Annotated in this window: 20 protein-coding genes; 12 read left to right on the forward strand and 8 right to left on the reverse strand. The window is 69.0% G+C overall.

The annotated features are described in order from the left end of the window. Positions 1 to 27 precede the first annotated feature (27 nt). The 4 genes from ACIA8G_RS38195 to ACIA8G_RS38210 are packed head-to-tail and all read left to right on the forward strand — an operon-like array spanning position 28 to position 3,384. A complete protein-coding gene (locus tag ACIA8G_RS38195) occupies positions 28 to 1,425 on the forward strand; it encodes an RNB domain-containing ribonuclease (RefSeq protein WP_396423668.1) in 1,398 nt (465 codons plus the stop codon). A 57-nt stretch (positions 1,426 to 1,482) separates the two neighbouring features. Beyond that, complete coding sequence (npdG, locus tag ACIA8G_RS38200) at positions 1,483 to 2,148, forward strand: NADPH-dependent F420 reductase (RefSeq protein ID WP_396423635.1); 666 nt, start codon at positions 1,483 to 1,485, stop codon at positions 2,146 to 2,148. Beyond that, positions 2,148 to 2,909, forward strand: a complete 762-nt coding sequence (locus tag ACIA8G_RS38205) for a helical backbone metal receptor (protein WP_396423636.1) — start codon at positions 2,148 to 2,150, stop codon at positions 2,907 to 2,909. Before npdG ends, ACIA8G_RS38205 begins: the two co-directional genes overlap by 1 nt. Positions 2,910 to 2,958: 49 nt before the next feature. Further along, positions 2,959 to 3,384: an RICIN domain-containing protein gene (locus ACIA8G_RS38210; RefSeq protein WP_396423637.1), complete on the forward strand. Its 426-nt coding sequence runs from the start codon at positions 2,959 to 2,961 to the stop codon at positions 3,382 to 3,384. Here ACIA8G_RS38210 and pip read toward each other — a convergent pair. After that, positions 3,381 to 4,322, reverse strand: a complete 942-nt coding sequence (gene pip, locus ACIA8G_RS38215; RefSeq protein WP_396423638.1) for a prolyl aminopeptidase — start codon at positions 4,320 to 4,322, stop codon at positions 3,381 to 3,383. The genes ACIA8G_RS38210 and pip overlap by 4 nt on opposite strands. Positions 4,323 to 4,340: 18 nt before the next feature. On the opposite strand from pip, the gene ACIA8G_RS38220 reads away from it, so the two are divergent. Then, entirely contained in the window at positions 4,341 to 5,198 is an 858-nt protein-coding gene (locus tag ACIA8G_RS38220; RefSeq protein WP_396423639.1) for a glutathione S-transferase family protein, read from the forward strand. 57 nt (positions 5,199 to 5,255) lie between these two features. Here the strand turns inward: ACIA8G_RS38220 and panB are convergent, their stop codons facing one another. Beyond that, a complete protein-coding gene (gene panB, locus ACIA8G_RS38225) occupies positions 5,256 to 6,110 on the reverse strand; it encodes a 3-methyl-2-oxobutanoate hydroxymethyltransferase (protein ID WP_396423640.1) in 855 nt (284 codons plus the stop codon). 125 nt (positions 6,111 to 6,235) lie between these two features. On the opposite strand from panB, the gene ACIA8G_RS38230 reads away from it, so the two are divergent. Then, positions 6,236 to 6,595 (forward strand): VOC family protein, encoded by a 360-nt coding sequence (locus tag ACIA8G_RS38230; protein WP_396423641.1) that lies wholly within the window; start codon positions 6,236 to 6,238, stop codon positions 6,593 to 6,595. Here ACIA8G_RS38230 and ACIA8G_RS38235 read toward each other — a convergent pair. Then, complete coding sequence (locus ACIA8G_RS38235; protein WP_396423642.1) at positions 6,573 to 7,412, reverse strand: alpha/beta fold hydrolase; 840 nt, start codon at positions 7,410 to 7,412, stop codon at positions 6,573 to 6,575. The two genes, ACIA8G_RS38230 and ACIA8G_RS38235, sit on opposite strands and share 23 nt — an antisense overlap. Before the next feature lie 21 nt (positions 7,413 to 7,433). Between ACIA8G_RS38235 and lysX the strand changes: the two genes are divergently transcribed. Continuing rightward, positions 7,434 to 10,676, forward strand: coding sequence for a bifunctional lysylphosphatidylglycerol synthetase/lysine--tRNA ligase LysX (lysX, locus tag ACIA8G_RS38240; RefSeq protein ID WP_396423643.1), 3,243 nt, complete (start codon positions 7,434 to 7,436; stop codon positions 10,674 to 10,676). Here the strand turns inward: lysX and ACIA8G_RS38245 are convergent. Together ACIA8G_RS38245 and ACIA8G_RS38250 are read right to left on the reverse strand one after the other, a co-directional pair. Further along, positions 10,670 to 11,317, reverse strand: coding sequence for a response regulator (locus ACIA8G_RS38245; RefSeq protein WP_396423644.1), 648 nt, complete (start codon positions 11,315 to 11,317; stop codon positions 10,670 to 10,672). The genes lysX and ACIA8G_RS38245 overlap by 7 nt on opposite strands. A 2-nt stretch (positions 11,318 to 11,319) precedes the next feature. Next, positions 11,320 to 12,456 carry a sensor histidine kinase gene (locus ACIA8G_RS38250; RefSeq protein WP_396423645.1) on the reverse strand — a complete coding sequence of 379 codons (1,137 nt, stop codon included), beginning with the start codon at positions 12,454 to 12,456 and terminating at the stop codon, positions 11,320 to 11,322. 134 nt (positions 12,457 to 12,590) lie between these two features. On the opposite strand from ACIA8G_RS38250, the gene ACIA8G_RS38255 reads away from it, so the two are divergent. Continuing rightward, a complete protein-coding gene (locus ACIA8G_RS38255) occupies positions 12,591 to 13,640 on the forward strand; it encodes a serine hydrolase domain-containing protein (RefSeq protein ID WP_396423646.1) in 1,050 nt (349 codons plus the stop codon). 17 nt (positions 13,641 to 13,657) lie between these two features. Here ACIA8G_RS38255 and ACIA8G_RS38260 read toward each other — a convergent pair whose 3' ends face one another. Further along, positions 13,658 to 15,370: an NAD+ synthase gene (locus tag ACIA8G_RS38260; RefSeq protein ID WP_396423647.1), complete on the reverse strand. Its 1,713-nt coding sequence runs from the start codon at positions 15,368 to 15,370 to the stop codon at positions 13,658 to 13,660. A gap of 29 nt (positions 15,371 to 15,399) precedes the next feature. Between ACIA8G_RS38260 and ACIA8G_RS38265 the strand changes: the two genes are divergently transcribed. Both ACIA8G_RS38265 and ACIA8G_RS38270 read left to right on the forward strand, forming a co-directional pair. Next, positions 15,400 to 16,962: an alpha/beta hydrolase gene (locus tag ACIA8G_RS38265; RefSeq protein ID WP_396423648.1), complete on the forward strand. Its 1,563-nt coding sequence runs from the start codon at positions 15,400 to 15,402 to the stop codon at positions 16,960 to 16,962. 41 nt (positions 16,963 to 17,003) lie between these two features. Next, positions 17,004 to 18,485, forward strand: a complete 1,482-nt coding sequence (locus ACIA8G_RS38270) for an alpha/beta fold hydrolase (RefSeq protein ID WP_396423649.1) — start codon at positions 17,004 to 17,006, stop codon at positions 18,483 to 18,485. Here the strand turns inward: ACIA8G_RS38270 and ACIA8G_RS38275 are convergent. Together ACIA8G_RS38275 and ACIA8G_RS38280 are read right to left on the reverse strand one after the other, a co-directional pair. Beyond that, positions 18,459 to 19,952 carry an MFS transporter gene (locus ACIA8G_RS38275; protein ID WP_396423650.1) on the reverse strand — a complete coding sequence of 498 codons (1,494 nt, stop codon included), beginning with the start codon at positions 19,950 to 19,952 and terminating at the stop codon, positions 18,459 to 18,461. The two genes, ACIA8G_RS38270 and ACIA8G_RS38275, sit on opposite strands and share 27 nt — an antisense overlap. 16 nt (positions 19,953 to 19,968) lie before the next feature. Next, positions 19,969 to 20,604, reverse strand: a complete 636-nt coding sequence (locus ACIA8G_RS38280) for an LppX_LprAFG lipoprotein (RefSeq protein ID WP_396423651.1) — start codon at positions 20,602 to 20,604, stop codon at positions 19,969 to 19,971. 41 nt (positions 20,605 to 20,645) lie between these two features. On the opposite strand from ACIA8G_RS38280, the gene glnA reads away from it, so the two are divergent. Then, positions 20,646 to 21,989, forward strand: coding sequence for a type I glutamate--ammonia ligase (gene glnA / locus ACIA8G_RS38285; protein WP_396423652.1), 1,344 nt, complete (start codon positions 20,646 to 20,648; stop codon positions 21,987 to 21,989). Between the two features lie 19 nt (positions 21,990 to 22,008). Further along, the gene (locus tag ACIA8G_RS38290; protein WP_396423653.1) at positions 22,009 to 25,539 is read left to right on the forward strand and encodes an FkbM family methyltransferase; all 3,531 of its coding nucleotides are present in this window, start codon (positions 22,009 to 22,011) and stop codon (positions 25,537 to 25,539) included. The last annotated feature ends 451 nt before the right edge of the window (positions 25,540 to 25,990 follow it).

The following is a 25,990-nucleotide window of genomic DNA, read 5'->3' on the forward strand; positions in this document are numbered from 1 at the left end:
CTTTAGTCTGTGCGGGTGGCTTCACTGGTGATCCGCACAGGCCGTGCCGAAGTGGACTTCGACGGCATCCGCACCGAGTTCTCGCTGCCGTCGTCGTTTCCTCCGGTCGCTCTCGCTGAGGCTGAAGAGGCGGTTTCCCGTTCTGGTGGGGGAGACCGCCCGGACCTCACGTCGATCCCGCTCGTGACGATCGATCCGCCGGGCGCGAAGGACCTCGACCAGGCGATGTGCCTGGAGAAGACCGCGTCCGGGTTCGTCGTCCACTACGCGATCGCCGACCTCGGCACGTTCGTGACGCCGGGCGGTGCGCTGGACACCGAGGTGCGCCGCCGCGGCCAGACCCTCTACCTGCCCGACGGCAACGTTCCGTTGCACCCGACCGTGCTCTCCGAAGGCGCGGCGTCGTTGCTGCCCGGTGTCGTGCGACCGGCGGTGCTCTGGACGTTCACTTGTTCGAGTGAAGGTGTGCCGACCGCCGTCGAGGTGCGGCGGGCGTTGGTGAAGTCGAGGGCCCAGTTCGACTACGCGTCGGTGCAGAAGACGTTCGACGCGGGCAATCCGCACCCGTCCGTCGCGGCGCTCGCCGAGTTCGGGCAGCTGCGCCGGAAGCTGGCCCGTGAGCGCGGTGCGATCGAACTGCAGCTGCCCGAGCAGGAGATCGAGTCGAACGGGGAGGGCTGGAAGCTCGTCACCCGGCCGCGCGCCGAGGTCGACTCGTGGAACGCCGAGATCTCGCTGATGACCGGCATGGCGGCCGCGTCGATCATGCTGGAGGCCCGCGTAGGCATCCTGCGCACGCTGCCTGATCCGGACCCCGATGCTGTTGTCGCGTTGCGCAAGTCCGCTGCGGCGTTGCGAGTGCCGTGGCCCGACGGTGTCTCGCCGGGCGCCTTCCTGGCCGGACTCGACGCTTCCCGGCCGGAGGCGTTGGCGCTGTTCACCGACGCCACGCGGTTGTTGCGCGGTGCGGGGTACTCGGCTTTCAACGGCTCGGTTCCCGAGGTCACGACGCACGCCGGTGTCGCGGCGCCGTACACGCACGTCACGGCGCCTCTGCGGCGGCTCGTGGACCGGTTCGCCACCGAGGTCTGCCTGGCCGTCACCGCGGGTTCGGCGTTGCCTGCGTGGCTCGCGGAGGCGTTGCCGCTGCTGCCGTCGCTGATGGGTTCGTCGGACTCGCTGTCCTCGAAGGTCGAGCGGGCGACGCTGGACCAGGTCGAGGCCTGGGTGCTGGCCGGGCGGGTGGGGCAGGAGTTCGATGCCGTCGTGCTGCGGTCGGGTGACAACGAGGCTGAGGTGTTCGTGTCCTCGCCGCCGGTGCTGGCCAAGTGTTCCGGGAAGCGGTTGCCGGAGGGTGAGACGGTGCGGGTGCGGCTGGCCGAGGCGGACCCGGTGGAGCGGAAAGTCCGGTTCGAGCGGGCCTGAGGAGCGCAAGCTCACGTTGGGCAGCCCGCACTCGGGCACCCGTGTGAAGATGCACGGGTGACTGAGATTCGTGACCTCACCGTCGGCGTCCTTGGCGGCACCGGAGCCCAGGGCAAGGGCCTCGCGATCCGCTGGGCCAAGGCGGGCCTCAAGGTGATCATCGGTTCCCGCAGCGCCGAGCGGGCCGAACTCGCGGCCAAGGAGATCGTCGAGGTCGCGGGCGGCGACGTGCGGGGCACGGACAACGCCGACTGCGCGGCCGACTCCGACATCGTGCTGGTCGCGGTTCCGTGGGACGGTCACGGCGACTTGCTGGCCTCGCTGCGCGACCAGCTCGCCGGCAAGATCGTCATCGACTGCGTGAACCCGCTCGGCTTCGACAAGCAGGGGCCGTTCGCGCTGCCGGTGACCGAGGGCAGTGCGGCTCAGCAGGCCGAGGTGCTCCTGCCCGAGTCCAAGGTCACCGCCGCGTTCCACCACGTGTCCGCCGTGCTGCTGGCCGACCTCTCGGTGTCCGAAGTGGACATGGACGTGCTGGTCCTCGGTGACGACCGCGAGGCCACCGACACCGTGCGCGAGCTGGCCGAGCTGGTCCCCGGTTTCCGCGGCGTCTACGGCGGGCGGTTGCGCAACGCCCACCAGGTCGAGGCGTTCACCGCGAACCTCATCGCGATCAACCGCCGCTACAAGACCCACGCCGGCCTGAAGATCACGGGAGTCTGATGCTCCCCGTCGACGACCTCGGTGAGCCGGTGGCACTCGACCGGCCGCAACGCGTGGTCAGCCTGGTGCCGTCGATCACCGAGGCCGTCGCGGTCTCGGTGCCCGAAGCACTCGCCGGGGCAACGGACTACTGCACGCATCCGTCCGATTTGGACGTTCCGCGCGTCGGTGGCTCGAAGTACCCGGACGTCGAGAAGATCCTCGCGCTGGCTCCGGACCTCGTGATCGCGAACTCCGAGGAGAACCGCGCCGAGGACGTCGACCGGTTGCGCGCCAACGGCATCCAGGTCTGGGTGACCGAAGCGCCCGCCACCGTGCCGATGGCGCTCAAGTCGTTGCGGCGGTTCTTCGGCCTGGCCTGGGAGCTCGAACCACAGTGGCTCACCCGCGCCGAAGACCTCTGGCGCGAGACGAAACCGGCGAGGCTCACCGCGTTGATCCCGGTCTGGCGCCGCCCGTGGGTCGTCGTCGGGCGCGACACGTTCGCCACGGACGTGCTGCGGCGGCTCGGCGTCGAGAACGTCTACGCGAACCACGAGGAGCGCTACCCGCGCCCCACGCTCGACGAGCTGAACGACCGGCGCCCCGACCTGGTCGTCCTGCCCGACGAGCCGTACGTGTTCACGCACGAGGACGGCCCGGAGAGCTTCCCCGGCCTGCCGTACGTGCTGGTCAACGGCAGGCACCTGACCTGGTACGGCCCCTCGCTGGTCGAGGCGCGCGAAAGCCTCGAACGAGCCTTCGACTACGGCCAGAGTTGACGACTTTCGGCTGATCCGCCGAGCCGTCCGTACTGCCAGGGTCAGCGCCATGGGGAAACTCGCCGCGATCTTCGCGACCGCCGCCGCCGTCACCGCGCTCACCGCCGTCCCGGCCAGCGCCGAACCGGTCGTCGTCTACCAGCTCGCCGGCAGCAACCGCTGCCTGGCCGACATCGGTACCGACGTCGTTCTCAAGCCCTGCAACGAGACCTCGAACGAGCAGCGCTGGATCGTCCCGGTCAGCGACGCCGACCAGCCGCACAACATCGCCACCCGCAAGTGCCTGACCGCCACCAGCACCGGCCAGGTGCGCGGCCAGGCCTGCACCACCGGCGCGGCCCAGCGCTGGCGCCGTCTGCCGAACACCCCGGGGCCCTTCCAGTTCCGCAACATCGGCACCGGCAAGTGCCTGACCGCGCAGGTCACGGTGGCCGCATGCACGTCGTCGAGCCAGCGCTGGAACGGCCTCCGCTAGTCCCGGAACCGATCTGTCGCCTCCAGCAGTGCCTTCAGAATGCCGGGCTCGTCATAGGCGTGCCCGGCATCCGGCACCAGCACGAGCTCCGCCGAGGGCCAGGCCTTGTGCAGATCCCACGCCGACACCGCGGGCGTCGCGACGTCGTAGCGCCCCTGCACGATCACGCCGGGAACGTCCTTCAACAGGCCCGCGTCCCGGATCAGCTGACCTTCCTCCAGCCAGCCGTCGTTCGCGAAGTAGTGGTTTTCGATCCGCGCGAACGCCAGCGCGTACGACGTCTCCGCGAACTGCTCCACCAGCTCCGGCTGCGGCAGCAACGTCACCGTCGCGCCCTCCCAGGTGCTCCACGCGACCGCCGCCGGTCCGTGCACCTCGGGATCGGGTGAGGCCAGCAGCTTCGCGTACAGCTCGACCGGGTCGCCGTCGAGACCCTCCAGCGGCGCCATGAACTTCTCCCACAGATCGGGGAAGAGGTTCGCCGCCCCGCCGCGGTAGTACCAGTCCACTTCGGACGAACGCAGCGTGAAGATCCCGCGCAGCACCAGTTCCGTGACGCGCTCGACGTGTTTCTCGGCGTACGCCAGCGCCAGCGTCGACCCCCACGAGCCGCCGAACACCTGCCACCGCGAGATGCCCAGCGACTCCCGCAGTCGTTCCATGTCGGCGACCAGGTGCCAGGTCGTGTTCAGCGAAAGGTCGGGCGTGGACGAAGCGTGCGGCAACGAGCGCCCGCAGCCGCGCTGGTCGAACAGGACGATCCGGTAGGCGGACGGGTCGAACAACCGGCGATGGGACGGTGAGCAGCCGCCACCGGGGCCGCCGTGCAGGAACACGACGGGCTTGCCGGCCGGGTTGCCGCACTCCTCCCAGTACACGAGATTGCCGTCGCCGGTGTCCAGGTGGCCTGACGCGTGGGGCTCGATCTCCGGGTACATAGGCCTATCGTCGATCACATGGCGCAGTTCACGAAGGAGACCTCGGCAACAGGGGCGTTCGTCCGGCAGCCCAACCGCTTCACCGCACGGCCCGAGCCCGAACCGGGCCGCTACCGGCTGGTCGTCAGCCTCGCCTGCCCGTGGGCGCACCGCGCGGTCATCGTCCGCAAGCTCCTGGGCCTCGAAGACGCCATCTCGCTCGCGGTCGTCGACCCGATCCGCGACGACAGGGGCTGGCGGTTCGACCAGACCGATCCGGTTCTCGGCATCGACTTCCTCGAAGAGGCCTACGACAACGCCGACCCCGGCTACGACGGCCGCGTCACCGTCCCGGCGCTGATCGACACCACCACCGGGAAGGTCGTCACCAACGACTACCCGCAGATCACGCTGGACTTCAGCCTGCGCTGGCGCCCGGAGAGCACCCTCTACCCGCCCCACCTGCGCGAAGAGATCGACGCCTGGATCGAGCCGATCTTCCACAACGTCAACAACGGCGTCTACAAGGCCGGTTTCGCGACGTCCCAGGAGGCCTACGAGGAGGCGTACACCCGTCTCTTCGAGGAGCTCGACCGCATCGAGGACCACCTCGCCAACCGGGACTACCTGGTCGGGGAGCAGCTGACCGAGGCCGACATCAGGTTGTGGACCACGCTCGTGCGGTTCGACGCGGTCTACCACAACCACTTCAAGTGCAACCGGAACAAGCTGACCGAGATGCCGAACCTGTGGGCGTACGCGAAGCGCCTCTACGCCCAGTTCGGGGACACGGTGAACTGGGACCACATCAAGCGCCACTACTACGTGACGCACCACCAGATCAATCCGACCGGGATCGTGCCGGCGGGCCCAGACCCGGAGGTCTGGACCCGCTGATCGGCCATGAGGGTGACCTTCATGGACCTCAGGTCCATGAAGGTCACCCTCATGGCATCAGTGGAAGGTGTGCTCGGGACCGGGGAACTGGTGCCCGCGCACCTCGTTGGCGAACTCGGAGGCCGCGCCCAGCATAATGTTGCCGATGTCCGCGTAGCGCTTGACGAACCGAGGCGCCTTGCCGCGGTTCAGGCCCATCATGTCCTGCCACACCAGCACCTGGGCGTCGGTGTCCGGACCGGCACCGATGCCGACGGTCGGGATGGCCAGGTCGTGCGTGATCTGCTTGGCGACCTCGGCGGTCACCATCTCCAGCACGACCGCGAACGCGCCCGCCTCCTGCACCGCCAGCGCGTCCTGGACCACCACGTCGTGGTTCTCGTGGCGACCCTGCACGCGGTAGCCGCCGAGCTGGTGCTCGGACTGCGGGGTGAAGCCGATGTGCGCCATGACCGGGATGCCCGCGGCCGTGATCGCGCGGATGTGCGGCGCGAAGTAGGCGCCACCCTCCAGCTTGACCGCGTGCGCCTGGCCTTCCTTCATGAACCGGATGGCCGTCGCGACGGCCTGCTCGACCGACACCTGGTAGGAGCCGAACGGCAGGTCAGCGACCACGAGAGAACGCTTGACCGAGCGCGTCACCGCGCGTACCAGCGGCACCAGTTCGTCCACCGTGACCGGCAGCGAGGTGTCGTGCCCGTAGACGGTGTTCGACGCGGAGTCGCCCACCAGCAGGACGGGGATTCCGGCCTCGTCGAAGATCGAGGCGGTGAACGTGTCGTAGGCGGTGAGCATGGGCCACGGCTCGCCGCGCTCCTTCATGTCACGCAGGTGATGAACTCGCACCCTCTTGGTGGGGGCCTTCTGGCCGGCTCCAGAGCCGTACGGTGCGGAAACTTCGGCATTGGTCATCGTCGACCGTTCCTTTCCTCGAGGCCCACCTCCGTGGGTCCCCGGGCGCTTGTGCACGGTTGCCGGCAACAAGCCTGACACCAATCCGGTGAGTTGCGCACGAGATGCGGTTAGCCTCACAACTCATGGCCTGCCGCATCACCGAGTTGGTACTCGACTGCACCGATCCGGAACGTCTCGCCGTCTTCTGGAGCGAGGTGCTCGGCTACGAGGTGCTCGACCGCGGCGACGACTGGGTGGAGATCGGACCGGAAGACCGCCGCATGACGCTGCTGCTCTCCCAGACCACCGACGTCAAGCTGCAGAAACTCCGGCTGCACATCGACGTGAACGCGACCGACCGCGACCAGGAGGCCGAGCTGGAGCGGCTGCTGGCGCTGGGGGCGACGCACGTCGACATGGGCCAGACCGACGTGAGCTGGTACCTGCTCGCCGACCCGGAAGGCCACGAGTTCTGCCTGCTCAAGAGCCGCGTCGAGCCCTGAGCACGTCCCGCACCGCCATCACCACGGCGTCCGGCCGGTCCATCTGGATCATGTGCCGGCTACCGGGCACAGGCACGTTGCGCCCCCACGGGACGAGGGCGGCCAACGACTGGTGTTCTGGCCAGATCTTCCGCCCGGCCGTGAGCACGAGAAACGGCACTTCCGGGAGCTCCCGGCGCTTGCGCAACCGCTCCAGCGTCGCCACCTGACCGGGGTAGGACGCGAGCTCGGCGAGCACCGCACGACCCACCCCGGGCCGCCGGTAGACCATCTGCACGAGGTCGGTGGGAGCCGGATCGGTCACCCCCAGCGTGGACGCCGCGGTCAGCACGTTGCGCAGCCAGTGCCCGTACCGCCGGGTGATCCGCGCCCCGAGCCACCGGCTGCCGAACGCCCGCAGCCCCTGCGCGATCACCGCCGACACGTCGAACGGCGCTCCGGAGCCCGGCGCCTCGGTGTCCGGGTCGAGCAGCACGAGCCCGTGGACCCGGTGCGGCCGCAACCGCGCGTAGGCCTCGACGTGCATCGACGCCATCGAGTGCCCGACCAGGACGGCCTTCGGGATCCCGCGCATCACCGCGTCCAGCACCGCCACCTCGCGCGCCAGCGACGGCCCGCGCCGCGCCGCACCGCTCAGGCCGAGGCCCGGCCGGTCGAACACGATCACCCTGGCGAGTGGTTCCAGCAGCCGCACGGTCCGGTCCCAGTCGAACCAGGCGCCGCCGAGGCCCGAGCTGAGCACGACAACGGGCAGGTCAGGCCTCCCGGAGGAGGCGACATGCACCCGTCCGGCCGTTGAGGGGATCATGGCCGTCATCGGCTGACCTCGGGAGTTGATGTGGCACCGGCGTGGAAGTGGAAGACCGCAGGCGCGATCGCGACGGTCGTGCAGCTGGCCGGGGTGCTGTCGCTGCTCAGACTGGTCCTGCCGGAGGACAGCTGGTTCACCCACGCCGCGGACGCGGTCGGGTACTTCTTCGGCCTGCCCATCGACGGCAACCTCTTCATCGCCATGGTGTTCTTCGTACTGGGTGCGGCCCTGCGCAGGCACAAGCGGGCGGCGCTGTGGGCGCTGCTGCTGTTCCAGGTCGTCGGCCTGCTGCTGGTCGGCTTCATCATGGTCATCCTGGCCGTCGCACCTGAAGAAGTCCCGGACGCCGGCGGCGAACCGGACTGGGTGTTCCTCGGCATCGGGTTCGCGACCTCGGTCCTGTTCGTGGTGCTGCTGTGGGTGGTGCGCTCGGCATTCCCCGCCAGGCTTGCCCGCGGCGCGTGGCGGCAAGCGTTTGCGTCGTTCGTGGTGGGCATGATCGCGCTGGTGCTGGCCGGGTGGGGCCTCACAGAGGTGTTCCCCGGCGCGTTGCGCGAACAGCTCGACAAGCTCGCGTGGGCGGCGAACCAGGCCACGGGTGAGGTCGTCCGGCTGGGCCGGCTCGACATCCCCGAAGGCCCGCAGTGGCTGAGCGTCCTGCTGGGACTCGGCGGCACCCTGGTCGCGATCCGCAGCCTGTACGTGTTCTTCCGCGGTGTCCGCACCCAGAGCATGATCACGCCGGAGCAGGAGCTCGACACCCGCCGGTTGCTGGCCGCCGACGGGGAACCGGACTCGCTGGGCTACTTCGCGACCCGGCGCGACAAGAGCGTGGTGTTCGCGGCGTCCGGCAGGGCCGCGCTGACCTACCGGGTGATCGGCGGGGTGACGCTGGCCTCGGCCGACCCGATCGGTGACGAGGAGGCCTGGCCGGAGGCCGTGCTGGCCTGGCTGTCCGAGGCCCGCACGTACGGCTGGATGCCGGGCGTGCTCGGCGCGTCCGAACGCGGCGCGCAGGTCTACGCCGACGCCGGGCTGAAGGCGCTGGAGATCGGCGACGAGGCGATCCTGGACGTGCGCGAGTTCAACCTCGCCGGTCCGGAACGGCGCGGGCTGCGCCAGGCGGTGTCCCGGGTCGAACGCGCCGGGTACACGACGCGGGTGCGCCGCCACAGCGAGATCGCGCCGGACGAGATGTCGTCCATCCTGGACCGCGCGCAGGCGTGGCGCGGTGCCGAGACCGAGCGCGGGTTCTCGATGGCGCTGGGGCGCCTGGGAGATCCGAGCGACGGCCGGTGCGTGATGGTCGAGGCCTACGACGAATCCGGTGCGTTGCGCGGCTTGCTGTCGTTCGTGCCGTGGGGCCGTCGTGGCGTGTCGCTGGACCTGATGCGGCGTGACCGGGCGGCGGAGAACGGCCTGAACGAGTACATGGTCGCCCAGCTCGCGGCCGCCGCCGGGCACCTCGGCGTGCAGCGGATCTCGTTGAACTTCGCGATGTTCCGCGCGGTGTTCGAGGAGGGCGAGAAGATCGGCGCCGGTCCGGTGCTGCGGGCGTGGCGGCGGGTGCTGTCGCTGGCGTCGCGGTTCTTCCAGCTCGAGTCGCTGTACCGGTCGAACGCCAAGTACCTGCCGGACTGGGAGCCGCGGTTCCTCTGCTACCAGCGGTCCCGGTCGTTGCCGCGGGTCAGCATCGCCGCCGGTGTCGCGGAAGGCTTCGTGCCGTCGCTGCGGTCGTTGCGCAAGCGGGCGCTGCAGAAGACGGACGTGAGCTCCGAGTTCGCGGTGAAGGTCGCCGAGATCGACGCGATCCGCGTCGAGCCCAAGTCCGTGCGGCGGCCCGAGCAGGTCCGGGTGCGGATCGCGAAGGTCGAACGGCTTGTCTCCCAAGGTGTCGACCCCTACCCCGTGGGCTTCGCCCGCTCGGATCTCCTCGCCGGGGCACGGGAACGCTTCGGCGAGGACGTGTCGGTCACCGGACGCGTGGTGGCACTGCGCGAGATGGGCAAGCTGTGCTTCGCGCGCCTGCGGGACTTCGGCGGGGAGATCCAGCTGATGCTGTCCGCCGAGACGCTCGGGGACGCGCTGACGTCGTGGAAGTCGGACGTGGACCTGGGTGACCACGTCGGCGTGACCGGGCAGGTGATCAAGTCCGACCACGGCGAGATCTCCGTGCTCGTCGACTCGTGGGTGATGACCGCGAAGTGCCTGCACCCGTTGCCGGACAAGCGGAAGGGCTTCACCGACCCGGAGGCGCGGGTCCGGCAGCGCTACCTGGACCTGGTGGTGAACCAGGACTCGGCGGCGTTGCTGAAGCTGCGCAGCGACGTGATCCGCAGCGTGCGCGAGTTCCTGCATTCACGGTCGTACCTCGAAGTAGAGACGCCGATGCTGCAGACGGTGCACGGCGGCGCGAACGCCCGGCCGTTCGTGACCCACATCAACGCCTACGACACGCGGATGTACCTGCGGATCGCGCCGGAGCTGTACCTGAAGCGGCTGTGCGTCGCGGGCGTGGACCGGGTGTTCGAGCTGAACCGCAACTTCCGCAACGAGGGCGCGGACGCCACGCACAACCCCGAGTTCACGATGCTGGAGGCCTACCAGTCCTATGCGGACTACCGCATCATGCTCGACCTGGTGCGCTCGCTGATCCAGCACGCCGCGCGCGAGGCGTTCGGTGCGGAGATCGCCCAACGGCCGGACGGCGAGTTCGACCTCTCCGGTGACTGGCCGGTGATTCCGGTCTACACGGCGGTTTCCACAGCTCTGGACGCCGTCGTCACGCCTTCATCGTCTGTCTCGGAGCTGCGCTCACTCCTGGCGGCGCGGAACGTGGAGGTCAACGACGACTGGGACCACGGCCAGCTGGTGCAGGAGGCCTACGACTCGTTCGTCGAGCCGGTCACGGTCGGGCCGACCTTCTACATCGACTTCCCGACGTCGGTGTCGCCGCTGACCCGCCAGCACCGCGTCGATCCGCGGCTGGCCGAGCGGTGGGACCTCGTCGCGTTCGGCGCGGAGATCGGCACCGCGTACTCGGAGCTGACCGATCCGCTGGAGCAGCGCCGGCGGCTGGAGGCGCAGTCGCTGAAGGCCGCGTCCGGTGACGTCGAGGCGATGGAGCTGGACGAGGACTTCCTGCGGGCGCTGGAGCACGGCATGCCGCCGACGGGCGGGCTCGGTATGGGCGTGGACCGGTTGCTGATGATGCTGACCGGTACGTCGATCCGGCAGACCGTGCTGTTCCCGTTCGTCCGGCCTCAATGATCCAGATAAGCCAGCACGGCCTGAACCCGCCGATCCCCAGCACCATCCTCCGTGTTCAGCCCAAGCTTGAGAAAAACGTTGCCCACGTGCTTGTGCACAGCCCCAGCACTGACAACGAGCCGTTCACCGATGGCGGCGTTGGAAAGCCCCTCCGCCATCAGCCCGAGCACCTCACGTTCACGGGGCGACAACACACTGAGCGCGTCATCAGCCTTGCGCCGCACCAACAACTGCGACACGACCTCGGGGTCCAAAGCCGTGCCACCCGCAGCCACCCGGTGCAGTGAGTCGAGGAAGTCCGCGACCTTGCCGACGCGTTCCTTGAGCAGGTAGCCGACACCACCACCGGTGCCGGCGAGCAGTTCGTGCGCGTAGCTCTGCTCGACCCACGCCGACAGCACCAGCACAGCCAGTTTCGGGTGCCTCCGCCGCGCTTCCACCGCGGCACGGAGGCCCTCGTCGGTGAACGTCGGCGGCATCCGCACGTCGACCACCGCGATGTCCGGCTGGTGCTCGACGACGGCGTCGAGGAAGTCGTCCGGGTTGTCGGCGGCCGCTGCCACCTCCAGGCCTTCGTTGCGCAGCAACAACGTCAGCCCCTCGCGGAGCAACGCGTCGTCCTCGGCGATCACGATGCGCATGGTCACTTCCCCATCGGCAGCACGACGGTGAGCACGGTCGGGCCGCCCTCGGGACTCGTCACCGTCGCGGTGCCGTCGAGCGCCGCCACCCTGCCGCGAATGCCGTTCAACCCTGTTCCCGCCTTCTCGTCGGCGCCGCCCTTGCCGTCGTCGTGGATCACGACGGTCAGCCGGTGGTCATCTGTTTCGAGGGTGACCGAGGCGTGCCTGGCGCCGCTGTGCTTGGCCACGTTCGTGAGCGCCTCGGCCACCGCGAAGTACGCGGCCGCCTCCACCGCGGCCGGCAACCGTCCGAGGTGGTCGGCCTGCAGCACGCACGGCACCGGGCACCGCGCCGCGAGCGCCTGGATCGCGCCGTCCAGACCCAGGTCCTCCAGCACCGGCGGATGAATGCTGCGGACGACGTTGCGCAGTTCCTCCAACGCATCGCCCGCCGCGTCCTGCGCTCTGAGCACCGCCTGCAGCGCGCTCTCCGGGTTCTGGCGCAGGGTCCGTTCCGCGATGCCCAGCATCATGACCACACCGACCAGCTTGTTCTGCGTGCCGTCGTGCAGGTTGCGTTCGATGCGCCGCAACTCGGCGCCGTGCGCCTGCAACGCGGCGGCACGGGTCGCGGTCAGTTCCGCCACGCGTTGCTCGAGCGGGGGATCCAGCAGGGATCGGGACCAGCGAGCATCCGTCCTGGCAAGGCGCGGCAGCTGCGTGAGCAGCAGTACCAGCACCACACTGATCGGCCCGCTGAGCAGCGCCTTCGGCCACGAGTCGACGTACAGCCCGAAAGAGTTCGGCATCCCACCCGGCACCGCCCACCACACGAGTGGCACGACCGCCTGCTGGACGAGCGCACCGGCCACACCCACCGCCGATGCACCGAAAATCACGCCGTAGACGGCATGCGCCAGCAGCCAGCGCACGTCGCGCCACCCGATCCGCTGATCGGGTGCTGGGACGGCCACACCGGTGAACCGCGCGACGCGCAGCCGGTCGAGGTCGATCAGTCGCCGGACCACCGGCGCGACGAAGGGCAGCAACACCAGCACGATCGCCGTCAGCAGCAGGATGCCGAGCGCGAGCCACGACACCATCGCCGTCAGCAGCCCGGTCGCCAGGTACGCCAGCGCCGCCCAGATCCGTCTCATGACCGGCAACCTAGCGGCCGGGCGGGAGTGCGCGCGGTAGAGCAGGCTCCACTCCCGTTCGGGCAGCTCACGTCACCGCGCCGCCCCTCTCCTCCCAGGCACTGTCGTGTCCAGTCCATCCACGAGGGGGAGAGATGAACCTGACTGCGGCAGTTCTGGCGTTGGCGGTCGGCGTTTCAGGAGCGCCGGCACCGACGGACACCGTCCGACAGGCCGTGCACCGGATCGTCGAAGAAGGACACGCGCCGGCGGCGTTGATGTCCGTGCGGCGCAACGGCGTGGATCGCTCCTATCAGGCCGGACGCACGCCAACGAACGCGCACGTCCGCATCGGCAGCAACACCAAGGCGTTCCTCTCCGTGGTCGTGCTGCAGCTGGTGGCCGAGGGCAAGATCGACCTGGACGGCCAGGTGGAGCCGCGCTTCGGCGGCGTCACCGTGCGGCAGTTGCTGCAGCACACCAGCGGCCTGCCCGAGTACACCGACAAGATCGGCCTCGAAAGCCCCGACGAGATCCGCCACCGCTTCCTGAGCCCGCACGACGTGCTGGACGTCGCGCTGGCCCACCCCGCCCAGTTCCCGCCGGGCGCGAAGTTCCAGTACACCAACACGAACTACGTGGTGCTCGGCCTGCTCGTGCAGAAGGTGACCGGCCGTCCGGTGCAGGAGCAGATCAACGACCGCGTGATCCGCAAGCTCGGGCTGCGCGACACGTACTGGCCGAACGAGGGCGAAGAAGGTCTGCGGCACCCGTACGCGCGAGGCGTGCACCGTGCCGACGAGAACGACCCCAAGTCACCGGTGATCGATGTGACCGTGATGGACCCGTCGTGGGCGTGGGCCGCGGGCCAGCTCGTCTCGACGCCGTCCGATCTCGCGGCGTTCTACCGCGGGCTGCTGGCGGGGGACCTGTTGCCATCGGCCCAACTGGCCCAGATGCGCACCACCGTGGACACCGGCAGGCCCGGCACGAGCTACGGCCTCGGCCTGATGCGCACCGACCTGACCTGCGGCGGCGTGGTGTGGGGTCACAGCGGTGGCATCCACGGCTACGGCACGCTGGCCGGTGCCACTGACACGGGACGTGCGGCGGCGGTCGCGCAGACCGCGTTGCCGGGCGCGCTCACCGATCCGGCCGCTGCACTGCAACGCCTGAACGACGCCCAGGACCGGGCCTTGTGCTGACGGGACGGGCGCGGGGGTCAGCCCTCGCGCCACCCGTTCGTGATCGGCAGCCGCCGGTCCCGCCCGAACGCCTTGTTCGAGATCTTCGTGCCCGGCGGGTACTGGCGCCGCTTGTACTCGGCCTTGTCGACCATCCGCAGCACCCGGTCCACCAGCTCCGGCGTGAACCCGGCCGAAAGCAGGTCGTCGTACCCGCGGTCGCCCTCGACGTAGTCGTCCAGCAGGTCGTCGAGCAGCTCGTAGTCGGGCAGCGAGTCGCTGTCGACCTGACCGGGCCGCAGTTCGGCCGACGGCGGCTTGGAGATCGAGTTCTCCGGGATGGGCGGCACCTCGCCGCGCTTCTCGGCCTCGGCGTTGCGCCACGTGGCCAGGTCCCAGACCAGCGTCTTCAGCACGTCCTTGATCGGGGCGTAGCCGCCGACCGCGTCGCCGTAGATGGTCGAGTAGCCGACCGCGAGCTCGGACTTGTTGCCCGTCGCGAGCACCAGATGCCCGTGCTGGTTCGACAACGCCATCAGCAGCATGCCGCGGCACCTGGCCTGGATGTTCTCCTCGGCCAGACCGGTCAGCTTCAGCTGTTCGACGTACACGGACACCATGTCGCCGATCGGCTCGGTGGTGAAGTGCAGCCCGGTCCGCGCTGCCATGTCGGAGGCGTCCGAACGGGAGTGTTCCGACGAGTACGACGACGGCATCGAGACGCCGTGGACCGAGTCGGCACCCAGCGCGTCCACGGCCAGTGCGGCCACCACGGCCGAGTCGATGCCGCCGGACAGACCGAGCACAACGGACCGGAAGCCGTTCTTGTGCACGTAGTCACGCAGACCCGTGACCAGCGCGTGCCACACCTCTGCCTCGTCGGACAACGGCTCGAACACCCGCGGCGCGGGCAACGGCTCGTAGGCCGGGACGGCGTCGGACACGAAGACGCGGCGCACGTAGAAGTCGCCGACCTGGCCCTGCTCGTAGTCGCCGCCACCGGGCCGGTCGAAGTCCACGAACATGAGGTGCTCGACGAACTGAGGCCCGCGGCCGATCAGCTGACCGTCGGCGGAGACGACGAGGGAGTCACCGTCGAACACGAGCTCGTCCTGGCCGCCGACCAGGTTGCAGTAGACGAGCGGCGCACCGGCCTCGGCGGCGCGGCGGGCCACGAGCGGCAGCCGCTGGTCGTCCTTGTTGCGCTCGTACGGCGAGGCGTTCGGGGAGACCACCAGGTCGACGCCGGCGTCACCCAGCGCGCTGGTCGGGCCGCCGTCCTGCCACAGGTCCTCGCAGATCGCCATGCCGACCTCGAGGCCGTTGATCCGCACGATGTCCAGGGACGAGCCCGGCTTGAAGTACCGCCGCTCGTCGAACACGCCGTAGTTCGGCAGGTGGTGCTTGCACTGCCGCGCCACGACACGCCCGCCGTGCAGCACGGCGACCGCGTTGCGCGGGCCGACGGAATCGTGCTCCAGGTACCCGACGAACGCCGCGACGTCGCCCAGCCCGGACTCGTCCAACGTCGACGCCAGCCGCTCCAGCGCGGAGGCCGAAGCGCGCGCGAAGGACGTGCGGATGGCCAGGTCCTCGACCGGGTAGCCGGTCAGCACCATCTCGGGGAACACCACGAGGTGCGCGCCGCCTTCACGGGCTTTGCGCGTCCAGTCCACGACCAACGACGCGTTGCCGGAAAGGTCGCCAACAGTGGCGTTGACCTGGGCGAGCGCGATGCGAAGCTGCGGCATGCCCTCATCATCTCCCATACCATCGGGCTGTGGTCCGTCTCTTGAGCGTGTTGCTCGTCATTCCGCTTCTCGCCTCGTGCACGACGCTGATCGAGGGGGCGGCCAAACCGGGCGTGAGTTTCGAGAAACCCGGTCCAGCCGGGACAGTCCCCGCAGGTCTGGAGAAGTTCTACGGCCAGCGGCTCGCCTGGGAGAACTGCGCGGCGTACGCCACGACCGGCACGAGCCGGGAGGCGTTCGGGAGCAAGCGCGACGTCGAGTGCACCCGGCTCGAGGTTCCGCTCGACTACACCAAACCGGACGGTGACACGATCACCATCGGCGTCCTGCGCTGGAAGGCGACCGGCCAGAAGATCGGCTCGCTGCTGATCAACCCCGGCGGCCCCGGCGCGTCCGGGATGGCGACGGCCGCGGGCTTGGTGGCGGACTACCGCAAGACCGACCTCGCCGCGCGCTTCGACCTCATCGGGTTCGACCCGCGGGGCATCGGCGCGAGCCTTCCCGTCGTCCAATGCCTCACCGGACCGGAGCGCGATGCCGACCGTTTGGACCTCGATCTGGACACCAGCGCGGCCGGAATCACCCAAACGGAGCAAGAGAACAAGGCGTATGCCGAGAAGTGTGCCGCCGGAACAAAATTCGGGGCGTCAATGCTCGCCAACATGGGCACGCGGGACGTAGTTAAGGACATGGATGTCCTTCGCTCTGCGCTCGGCGACGCGAAGCTGAGCTATGTCGGCTACTCGTACGGCACCCGCATAGGTACTGAGTACGCCGAGACCTTCCCCCAGAACGTGCGTGCACTGATCCTCGACGGCGCCGTCGATCCGGCCCAGGACCAGGGGCAATCGACGGTCGCCCAGGCCAGGGGCTTCCAGCGGTCGTTCGACGAGTTCGTGAAGTTCTGCCGCGACAAGGGCAAGTGCCCGCTCGACGGCGACGCCAACGCGAGCTTTCGCCAGCTCACGCTGCCGCTGATCGAGAAACCGGTCGCCGTCGGCAACCGCAAGCTGTCGTACAACGACGCGCTCACCGCCACGCTCCAGGCGCTCTACTCCGAGCAGCTGTGGCCCCTGCTGCAGCAGGGGCTCGAGGAGCTCAAGGCCGGCAAGGGCACGATGCTGCTGCGGCTCGCCGACCTGTACCTCGACCGCGACGATCAGGGCAACTACTCGACGATCACGGACGCGTTCAACGCCGTGCACTGCGTTGACGACGCACGCGTGACAGACAAGAACGCGATGCTGGAGGTCGCGAAGCAGTACAAGGCCGCGGCACCGTTCCTCGACGACGGAAACCCACCGGGCGCGGCACTCGACCCGTGCGCGTTCTGGCCCGTCCCGGTCACCGGCCGCACCGGCGTGCCCAAGGCCGACGGCATCCCGCCGCTGCTGGTCATCTCCACGACCGGTGACCCGGCCACGCCCTACGACGCGGGCGTGAACCTGGCCAAATCGCTCAACTCGCGCCTGCTCACCTTCGAGGGCGAGCAGCACACGGTCTTCCTGCAGGGCCGTGAGTGCGTGGACACCATCGGGGTGAAGTACCTGATAGACCAGACATTGCCCGCCGACGGAACCCGGTGCGCCTAATGACGAAGAGGCGATCCCGAGTCACTGCGGCCTTGTTCGCCTTGATCGTTCTGCTCGGTACCTCCACGTCCTACGCGCGCATCGACGGCTCTCCCGTCGCCGCGCGCAAGGGCATCGAGCGCTTCTACTCGCAGGTGTTGTCGTGGGGCGCGTGCCAGCCCTACGCGACCGATGCGAAGAGCAAGGGCCTGTACGAGCGCGAGGGCATCCAGTGCGCGCGGCTGCAGGTGCCACTCGACTACGAGAAGCCGGATCTGGGGACGATCACCGTCGGACTGTTACGCCGACCCGCCGCTGAGAAGGAGCGGAGGGTCGGTTCTCTGGTCGTGAACCCCGGTGGTCCGGGTGGTTCGGGCATGGCGCACGTCGCGAACATGCAGCCGAACAACCCGGTCGGCAAGCGGTTCGACGTGGTGGGTTTCGACCCGCGTGGCGTGGGGTCGAGCCAGCCCCGCGTGCAGTGCCTGACCGACGCGGAACGAGACGCGCAACGCCTGCGAGCCAAGGGCGAGAACGCGAACCAGACCGAGCAGGAGAACAAGTACTTCGTCGACAAGTGCGCCGAACGCAGCGGCCTCGACCTGCTGCGCAACGTCGGCACCCGTGACGTCGCACGGGACATCGACGTGCTGCGCGCCGCGCTGGGGGAGAAGAAGCTCACCTATCTCGGCTACTCCTACGGCACGCGCATCGGCACGTTGTACGCGGAGATGTATCCACGCAACGTGCGCGCGATGGTGCTCGACGGCGCGGTGGGCGTCGACGGCGACAAGGTGGCCGCGTCAGCACGCCAGGCGCAGGGCTTCGACGAGGCGTTCACGCGGTTCGCCGGCTGGTGCGCCCAGCGCGACTGTCCTATCGGGACGGACGCGAGCGTCGCCGAGTCCCGCTTCCGGCAGATGATCGACCCGCTGAAGAAGACCCCGGTGCAGGTCGGCGACCGCAAGCTGTCCCACTCGGACGCGAACACCGCCATCATCCAGGCGATGTACACGGACCGGCTGTGGGAGACGGCGCTGAAGGGCCTGCAGGAGCTGAAGCAGAACAAGGGCACCACGTTGCTGCAGCTCGCCGACCAGTACCTCGGCCGCGCCCAGGACGGCACCTACTCGCGCATCCAGGACGCGTTCGTCGCGATCCGGTGCGTCGACGAACCACCGGTGAAGGACAGGGCGACCCTGGAGTCCAACCGTCGGAGGCTGTTGGAGATCCTCGGCAACGACACGGTGCCCACCGACGAGACCGCGCTCGGCCCGTGCGCGTTCTGGCCGGCCCCGCACACGTCGGAACCGCATCCGCCGAACGTGAACGGGCTGCCGCAGGTGCTGGTGATCTCGACGACCGGTGACCCGGCGACGCCCTACCAGTCCGGCGTGGACCTCGCGGCCGCACTGGGGGCGCGTTTGCTCACCTACAACGGAAACCAGCACACGGCGTTCCTGCACAACATCGGCTGTGTGGACGGTGTGGGCACGAACTACCTGGTGGACCTGCGACTACCGGAGACCGACTCGATCTGCTGACTTCGAGGGGAGCAGGACAGAACCCAGCGCTCCGAGCGCGCAGATCACCGCCGTGATCAGGAAGATCTCGTGGTACTCGGTGAGCAGCGCGTCGGTGAGCCCGCGCTGGTAGGCGGCCAGCTGCCGTTCGAACTCGGCTTTCTCGACCCCGAACGGCAGCGGGGTGTTCAGGCCTGCCGTGAGCTCGCGGAACCGGTGGAGTCCCCACGCGGACAACGCCGCCACGCCCACGAGCATGCCCGTCATGCGTGCGACGACGACGAACGCGGACGCGACGCCGTGCCTGATCGGAGGCACGGCCCGCAGCACAGCACCGGACAACGGCGCGATGACCAGCCCGAGCCCGAACCCGGCGATGGCCAGGTCACGCGTGAGCACGACGCCGGAGACGTCAGCCGGCCACTGCGCGATGAACACGTACGACACCGCCGCCAGCGCCAGACCGCTGAACGACACCCAGCGGTCGCCCAGCCGTGCCGCGAGGAACCCGCCCAGGACAGCGCCGATCGGCAACGCGACCAGGAAGCGGGAGAGCAGGGCAGCCGCGGCCGCGGAATCGTGGCGCAACACGGTCTGCGCGAACAACTCCACGTCGACCAGCGTCACCATCAACGCCGCACCGGCCGCGAGCGACACCCCGAGCACCGCCCAGAACGGCCGCCACTGCACACCCTCGGGGTCGATCAGCTTCGCGGTGGCCCGGCGCTCCCACACGAAGAAGGCGCCCAGCACCACAAAGGACGCTGCCAGCACCGGCCAGCCCCACGACGGCAGCACCGACTCGGCCGGCGTCGGGTTGTAGAGCGCCACGACCAGCAGCGACAACGCCAGCGCGAGCAACGCGCCGCCAACGACGTCGATGCGGACTTCGCGCCGTGTGTTCGGCACGGTCCGTTGCACGATGACCATCGCGATCACCGCCAACGGCACGTTCACCCAGAACACCCACCGCCAGCTCTGCGGCTCCCACACCTCGAACAACGGCAACGCGTTGAACAGCGACGCGACCGCGATGCCGTACAGCGTGCCGAGGACAGACCCCAGCTCCTGAGCAGCACCGACCGCGCCAAGAGCGGTCGACCGCCGATGCTCCTCCCACAGGTCGGCGACCAGGGCCATCGTGACCGGCAGCAACGCACCACCGGCGAGCCCCTGCACGACCCGGCCCAGCACCAGCAGCGGCACGTCCGCGGCCAGCGCCGTGATCACCGAGCCGACCAGGAACCCGAGCAGCGACACCTGCAGCACGAACCGGCGTCCCAGCCGGTCCGACAGCTGCCCGAGCAACGGCATCCCCGCCACGTACCCGAGCAGGTAGCCGGTGACGATCGGCGTCGCCTGCTCCAGCTCGTTCACCGCGATGCCGAGGTCGCGCACCATGTCCGTGAGGACGCCGACGACCACGTACGCGTCGAGCGCCCCCAGCAGCACGGCCGCGCCGGACGCGGCCAGAGCCACCTTTCTCATTTGTTCTTGGCCCTCGTTACGCAGGTGCCGTGACGGTGACGGGCTTGTCGAAGTCGGTCAGCCCGATGTCGACCTTCTGGCCACCGGGCAGTTCGAACAACGCGCTCCGGAGCTTGTTGTCCTTGTCGACAGAGAACGTCGCCTTCACGTCCGCGGAGATCCCCGGCACGAGGCCGGCTGCGACGTCCTTGGGCACGGTCGCCTCGACCACCGACACGTCACCGGACGACTTCGTCTTCGCGTCCTTCGCGCTGGCCAGCACCTTGGCCACGCCCTTGTCCGGGTTCAGGATCGCCGACGGGTCGTAGACCTGGCCCGCGAACGCCGCCGGCACCGTGGTGAACCCGCCGGTCGGGCCCTTGAAGTGCAGGTTTCCGCCGGTCAGGACGTACTCGATGGACAGCAGCTGCCCGAGGAGCGTCACCTTCGCGGTGCCCTTGGACTCACCGGCGGCCGTGAGGTCGCCATCAGCCTCCTTGACGGGCACATCCGGGAGCTCTCCCTCCACCTTGATGGTGAAGTGGACGGTCTTGACCGAGCGCATCGACTCGGCCGACTTCGAGAGCAACGTCGCACCATCGGGGAGATCTCCACCGGACGTGCAGCTCGTGAGCAGGGCGAGTGCGCAAACCAACAACCAACGGGCGGACATGCGTTGATCGTAGAGAGTCCCGAGCCTTTAAGCTGCGCGCTATGGACCGCCAGCAGGAGTTCGTGCTCCGCACGCTCGAGGAACGCGACATCCGGTTCGTCCGGCTCTGGTTCACCGACGTCCTGGGCTTCTTGAAGTCAGTGGCGGTCGCACCGGCCGAGCTCGAGGGCGCCTTCAGCGAGGGCATCGGGTTCGACGGCTCGGCGATCGAGGGCTTCGCCCGCGTCTACGAGTCGGACATGGTCGCGAAGCCGGACCCCGGCACGTTCCAGGTGCTGCCCTGGCAGACACCGGACGGCACGAACTACTCCGCGCGCATGTTCTGCGACATCACCATGCCGGACGGTTCCCCGTCGTGGGCCGACCCGCGCCACGTGCTGCGCAGGACCCTGTCGAAGGCGAGCGAGGCGGGTTTCACCTGCTACGTGCACCCCGAGATCGAGTTCTTCCTGCTCAAGGGCCTGCCCGCGGACGGCAGCGAGCCCGAGCCCGCGGACAACGGCGGGTTCTTCGACCAGACCTCGCACGAGACCGCCACGCACTTCCGCCGCCACGCCATCGAGGCGCTCGAGGCGATGGGCATCTCCGTCGAGTTCAGCCACCACGAGGGCGCGCCCGGCCAGCAGGAGATCGACCTGCGCTACGCCGACGCGCTGACCATGGCGGACAACGTCATGACGTTCCGCTACGTCGTGAAGGAGGTCGCGATCACGCAGGCCGTGCGCGCCTCGTTCATGCCCAAGCCGTTCTCCGACCAGCCCGGGTCGGGCATGCACACCCACTTCTCGCTGTTCGAGGGCGACCGCAACGCGTTCTACGACGACGAGGACCCGTACCAGCTCTCCGACATCGGCAAGCAGTTCGTCGCGGGCATTCTCAAGCACGCGCGTGAGATCTCCGGCGTCACGAACCAGTGGGTCAACTCCTACAAGCGGCTGATCGTCGGCGGTGAAGCGCCCACGGCCGTGTGCTGGGGTCACGCGAACCGCTCGGCACTGGTCCGTGTGCCCATGTACTCGCCGGGCAAGTCGTCGTCGCGCCGCGTCGAGGTCCGTTCGCTGGACTCCGCGTGCAACCCGTACCTGGCCTACTCGGTGATCCTGGCCGCCGGCCTCAAGGGCATCGAGAAGGGCTACGAACTGCCGCCGCCCGCCGAGGACGACGTGTGGTCGCTGACCGACCGTGAGCGTCGTGCCGCCGGGTACGCGAACCTGCCGCAGAACCTCGGTGAGGCCCTCACCGAGATGGAGAACTCGGAGCTGCTGCCCGAAGCGCTGGGCGAGCACGTCTACGACTTCTTCCTGCGCAACAAGCGGACGGAGTGGGACGCGTACCGTCGTAGCGTCACCCCGTACGAGTTGCGCACACTTCTTCCCGTGCTGTGAGGCAGATACGTTGCTCTCCGTGACAGAGGTACCCGAGTTCCAGCCGACGATCTGCGCGTGCACGGTCGCCACGGCGGCGGAACTGCCCGCGGTCAAGGTCCTGTCCAGCTCGTTCCTCGCGGAACACCCCGAGGGCCGGTTCGTCGCGCTGATCATCGACGCGCAGCCGGAGCACGCCGGTCCCGGGCTGATCACGCCCGCCGAGATCGGCATGTCCGAGGACGACCTGCACGTGCTCGCCACCGCGCTGGACGCCCCCGAGCTGCGCAAGATCGTGCTGCCGAGGTTGCTCGAGGCGCTGCTGCAGCAGGGCATGCCGGTGCTGTACCTCGACCCGTGGGTGCAGGTGTTCGGGTCGGTCACGAAGCTCGTGCTCGAGGCGCTGCGCAACGCCCCGGTCGTGTTGCTGCCGCGCACGTTGCGGCCGCTGGCGGACGACGGCTTGCAGCCGGGGCCCGCCGAGCTGCACGACCTCGGGGCGTTCGACCCGGGGTTCATCGCGGTCGGTGACGGTGCGGAGTCCTTCCTGGACTCGCTCGACATGCCCGCGATCGTGCCGCACCACGTGCTGCGCGACGCCCGGCTCGGGGTGTCGGTGTGGAATGTCGCCGACCGGCCGTTGCATCGCACCGAGTCCGGCGCGATCGCCGTCGTCGGCCAGGACCTGCTGACCGTCCACTTCGACGGGTTCGACCCGCGCCGCCCGTGGCTGCTGTCCGCCGACTTCGCGGAACGGCCGCGCGTGCTGCTCTCGGAGCACCCGATCGTCGCCGAGCTGTGCACGGCCTACCGCGCTGAGCTGGTGCGATGTGGCTGGAGCACGCAGCCGGTGCCGTACCGGTTCGGGGCGTTGATCGACGGGACGGTCATCCCGTCCGAGCTGCGCGCCGACTACCGGGCCGAGTCGCCGACGCCGCCACCGGCGTTCGGTGAGGACGGTGGTGGTGGGTTCCTCATCTGGGCGTGCGAGCAGACCGAGCAAGGTGGCACGCGGTGGGCGGACGCGGTGTGGCGCGCTGACTCGGCGTTGCAACAGCAGTTCCCCGCTCCCTACGGCGCGGACGCCGACGCCTGGCGCGAGTGGTGCGCCGGGGCAGGCGTGGCCTCCGGGCGGTTGCCCGTGCCCGCCGTGCCGCAGCCACGCGAAGAGGGTCCGGCACTGCTGGACCAGCTCGGTGTGTCCGTGGTCGGCTCGGGGCCGTTGTCCGAGCTGGTGCTCGCCGCGGCGCGCGCGTCCGGTCTGCCGGTGTCGACTTCCGCCGGCTATCCGGTCGTGGTGCGCACCTCTTCTTCGGACGAGGTGCCGGCAGGCCGGTTCGTCGTCGAGGTCGCGTTGGACGCCACGCCTGCGGACGACCGCACGGGCGTGAACGAGCTTTGGCTGTCGTCTGACGTGTCGCGTGCTGCTGCCGAACGCATCGGCGGGCCCATCGTGCGGGTGATGCCCGTGCCGGTGATCGATGCCGGTGCGCGTGAGCACTCAACGGGCGACGTGGTGGTGTTCGCGGCGATCGCGGACCACTCTCTCGACCGGCCCGGCAACGTGCTCGGCGCGGTGTCGGCGTTCTTGACCGCGTTCCCGGATCGCACGGATGTAGAGCTGCGAATCGCGGTGTCTGGTGCCTTCGAGCACCCGGAGGCCGCCGAGCGGTTGCGCCTGGCTACGGCCGCTGACCAGCGGATTTCGCTAGTCGAGGACGAGGACGTGTGCCTGACCGCCGATGCCGTGGTGTCGTTGCACCGCGGTGGGGCGGACGACCGGATCGCGTTGCGCCTGGCCACGTTGGCCGTGCGGGGGATTCCCGTGGTGGCGTCCGACCACGGCGCTGTTTCGGAGCTCTTCGGCAAGACCGCGGTGCTGGTGCCGTGCCATCAGGGCTCCGAGCCCGATGTGCAGGCGGCCGCGAAGTTGCTGCACTCGCTGGCCGAAGACCTGCCGACCGCGCAGGCACTGGGCGCGGCCGGACGTGAGCATGTGCTGGCCGTGCGGTCTGTCGCGCGCGTCGGTGAACTTCTGCGCGAGCGCGTCGAGCACGCGTACCGGGGATGGCGCGCGCGCCGGCCAAAGCCGAGGCCCGAGGTCGACCCTATGCTCGCGTTGCAGTCGGCGAAGCACGCGTTACTACGTCAGCCCAACGTGGACACCGCGCACCGGACGCCGATGGCCCCCGCGTTCCGCAAGGTCGTGTTGCGCGCGTTGGACCACTACGACAACCACATGCGCGCGGTGCTGCACACCCTGGTCGAAGGGGTCGAGCGCACGGTCGCCGAGCTGGTCGAGCGGCAGGACGCGCTGCGGACCGGCGTCGGCGCGGGCGAACTGGAGCTGCTGCGCGCCGAGGTCGAACAGGTCGCGGAACGGCAGTCGCACTTCGGTGACCAGCTGGTAGGCGTCGACGACGGCGTCGTGCGCGTGCGCGCGGACATGGCAGGTCAGGGCCGCCGGCTGCGCGACATCGAGGACGCGGTCGTCACGGAGGCGGCCAAGCGCGCGCAGGCGAACGACGTGCTCGCCGAACGGATCGACAAGCTGACCGTCGCGCTCGACCGCACGCTGGACCGGATCGACAGCCTGGAGTCGAAGGTCGTCGAGGTGTTCCGCGAGCGGGACACCCGGCTCGACGGTGCCATCCGTGCCGCCAACCAGGCACAACAGACCGCGGACGCGCTACGGCGCGTGGTGGTGCGTCAGCACGAGGTCGCTGGTGACGCGCCCGAGGTCCGCAGCTCGTTGGTGTTGTGCGATGCGGGCATGATGCGGCTGCCCGCCGACGACGCGTTCATGCTTCCGCTGTTGTCGTCCAACGGAGTGTGGGAGCCAGAGCTCGCGGAGCTGCTCGACTCTCTCGTGGAGCCGGACGGGATCTTCCTCGACGTCGGTGCGTACGTCGGCTACCACTCGATCCGCGTGTTGTCGCGGCTCGGCCTGATGGGCGCGGTCGTGGCGGTCGAACCCGACGCCGGCGCCGCCGCGCTGCTCCGGCACAACGTCTCGGCGAACCTGCCTGCCGCGGTGGGTGAGCGGTTGACCGTGATCGAAGGCGCTGCGTGGGAGAGCCCGGGCGAGCTGTCCGTAGCGCCGACGCTGACCGGTGGTGTGTCAGTGACGCCGTTGCCCGCGGACGCCGGTCCGGATGTCGCTCGGGTGCGAGCGGTGCGCCTGGACAAGGAGCTCGAAGAGATCGCCTTGGTGCAGGGCATGAAACTTTCCGTCGTGCGAGTGGACACGCCTGGACGTGGGCACCGCGCGCTCGCGGGTCTGGTCAGGTTGTTGCGCCGGGATCGGCCGCACGTGTTCCTCGAGTTCTCGGCCACCGCGACGGCGGATCTCGGTGACGATCCGGTGACGGTCCTCAAGGAGTTCGGCATCTGGGGCTACGACCTGGTGCCGCTGGCGACCCGTCAGGCCGCCTCACCGGACCAGATCGTCAGGGCGATGGAGGGACTTCGTTCCATCAGTTTGTGGCTGCGGCCGCGTCCAGTTGGCGCCAAGCCGCCTGCTCCTGCGCCGTCCGTGCCGATCAAGCAACCCGCTGACCAGGCGATTTGACTTTGGATCTCCGCGTGAGTAACTTTCTCCAAGTCGCAAGCGAGACCCCGGAACGAGCGGTTGACACCGCGGATCGGGCCGGGTAAAGTCTCACGGCGTCAAACCCCCAGAAGTAAATGAACGGCCTAACGTGCTGTCCGGGATCTGAAAATGACCCCGATTTGACACCGGAAAAGCCAGTCAGATAACTTCTGAACCAAGCCAAAAACTGAATGCGAAGCGAGTTTGCGCCGAGCTGAATCGCCCGAGAGGCCGATTTGACAAAGCGAAAACAGACTAGCTAAGCTTCCAGAAGTAAGAAACACAGTCACAAGCCCCGAGTGAAACTCTCCGGAATCGGAGAACGGATCCGGTGAGCGCGTGTTCTTTGAGAACTCAACAGCGTGCCGATAACACAGCCAGTAATATATGAATTACCTCCTCGTCGAGGTAATTCCTTTGAGAAGATAGA

The sequence above is a fragment of the Lentzea sp. NPDC051213 genome (genome assembly GCF_044455585.1).
Classification (GTDB): Bacteria; Actinomycetota; Actinomycetes; order Mycobacteriales; family Pseudonocardiaceae; genus Lentzea.

Bases quoted from the DNA above. Each gene is read 5' to 3' on its own strand.
- pip (WP_396423638.1), bottom strand. From the start codon at position 4,322: ATGTACCCGGAGATCGAGCCCCACGCGTCAGGCCACCTGGACACCGGC.
- panB (WP_396423640.1), bottom strand. From the start codon at position 6,110: ATGACCAATGCCGAAGTTTCCGCACCGTACGGCTCTGGAGCCGGCCAG.
- ACIA8G_RS38235 (WP_396423642.1), bottom strand. From the start codon at position 7,412: ATGACGGCCATGATCCCCTCAACGGCCGGACGGGTGCATGTCGCCTCC.
- ACIA8G_RS38280 (WP_396423651.1), bottom strand. From the start codon at position 20,604: ATGTCCGCCCGTTGGTTGTTGGTTTGCGCACTCGCCCTGCTCACGAGC.
- ACIA8G_RS38250 (WP_396423645.1), bottom strand. From the start codon at position 12,456: ATGAGACGGATCTGGGCGGCGCTGGCGTACCTGGCGACCGGGCTGCTG.
- ACIA8G_RS38230 (WP_396423641.1), top strand. From the start codon at position 6,236: ATGGCCTGCCGCATCACCGAGTTGGTACTCGACTGCACCGATCCGGAA.
- ACIA8G_RS38210 (WP_396423637.1), top strand. From the start codon at position 2,959: ATGGGGAAACTCGCCGCGATCTTCGCGACCGCCGCCGCCGTCACCGCG.
- ACIA8G_RS38220 (WP_396423639.1), top strand. From the start codon at position 4,341: ATGGCGCAGTTCACGAAGGAGACCTCGGCAACAGGGGCGTTCGTCCGG.
- ACIA8G_RS38275 (WP_396423650.1), bottom strand. From the start codon at position 19,952: ATGAGAAAGGTGGCTCTGGCCGCGTCCGGCGCGGCCGTGCTGCTGGGG.
- ACIA8G_RS38260 (WP_396423647.1), bottom strand. From the start codon at position 15,370: ATGCCGCAGCTTCGCATCGCGCTCGCCCAGGTCAACGCCACTGTTGGC.
- ACIA8G_RS38205 (WP_396423636.1), top strand. From the start codon at position 2,148: ATGCTCCCCGTCGACGACCTCGGTGAGCCGGTGGCACTCGACCGGCCG.
- glnA (WP_396423652.1), top strand. From the start codon at position 20,646: ATGGACCGCCAGCAGGAGTTCGTGCTCCGCACGCTCGAGGAACGCGAC.
- ACIA8G_RS38255 (WP_396423646.1), top strand. From the start codon at position 12,591: ATGAACCTGACTGCGGCAGTTCTGGCGTTGGCGGTCGGCGTTTCAGGA.
- ACIA8G_RS38245 (WP_396423644.1), bottom strand. From the start codon at position 11,317: ATGCGCATCGTGATCGCCGAGGACGACGCGTTGCTCCGCGAGGGGCTG.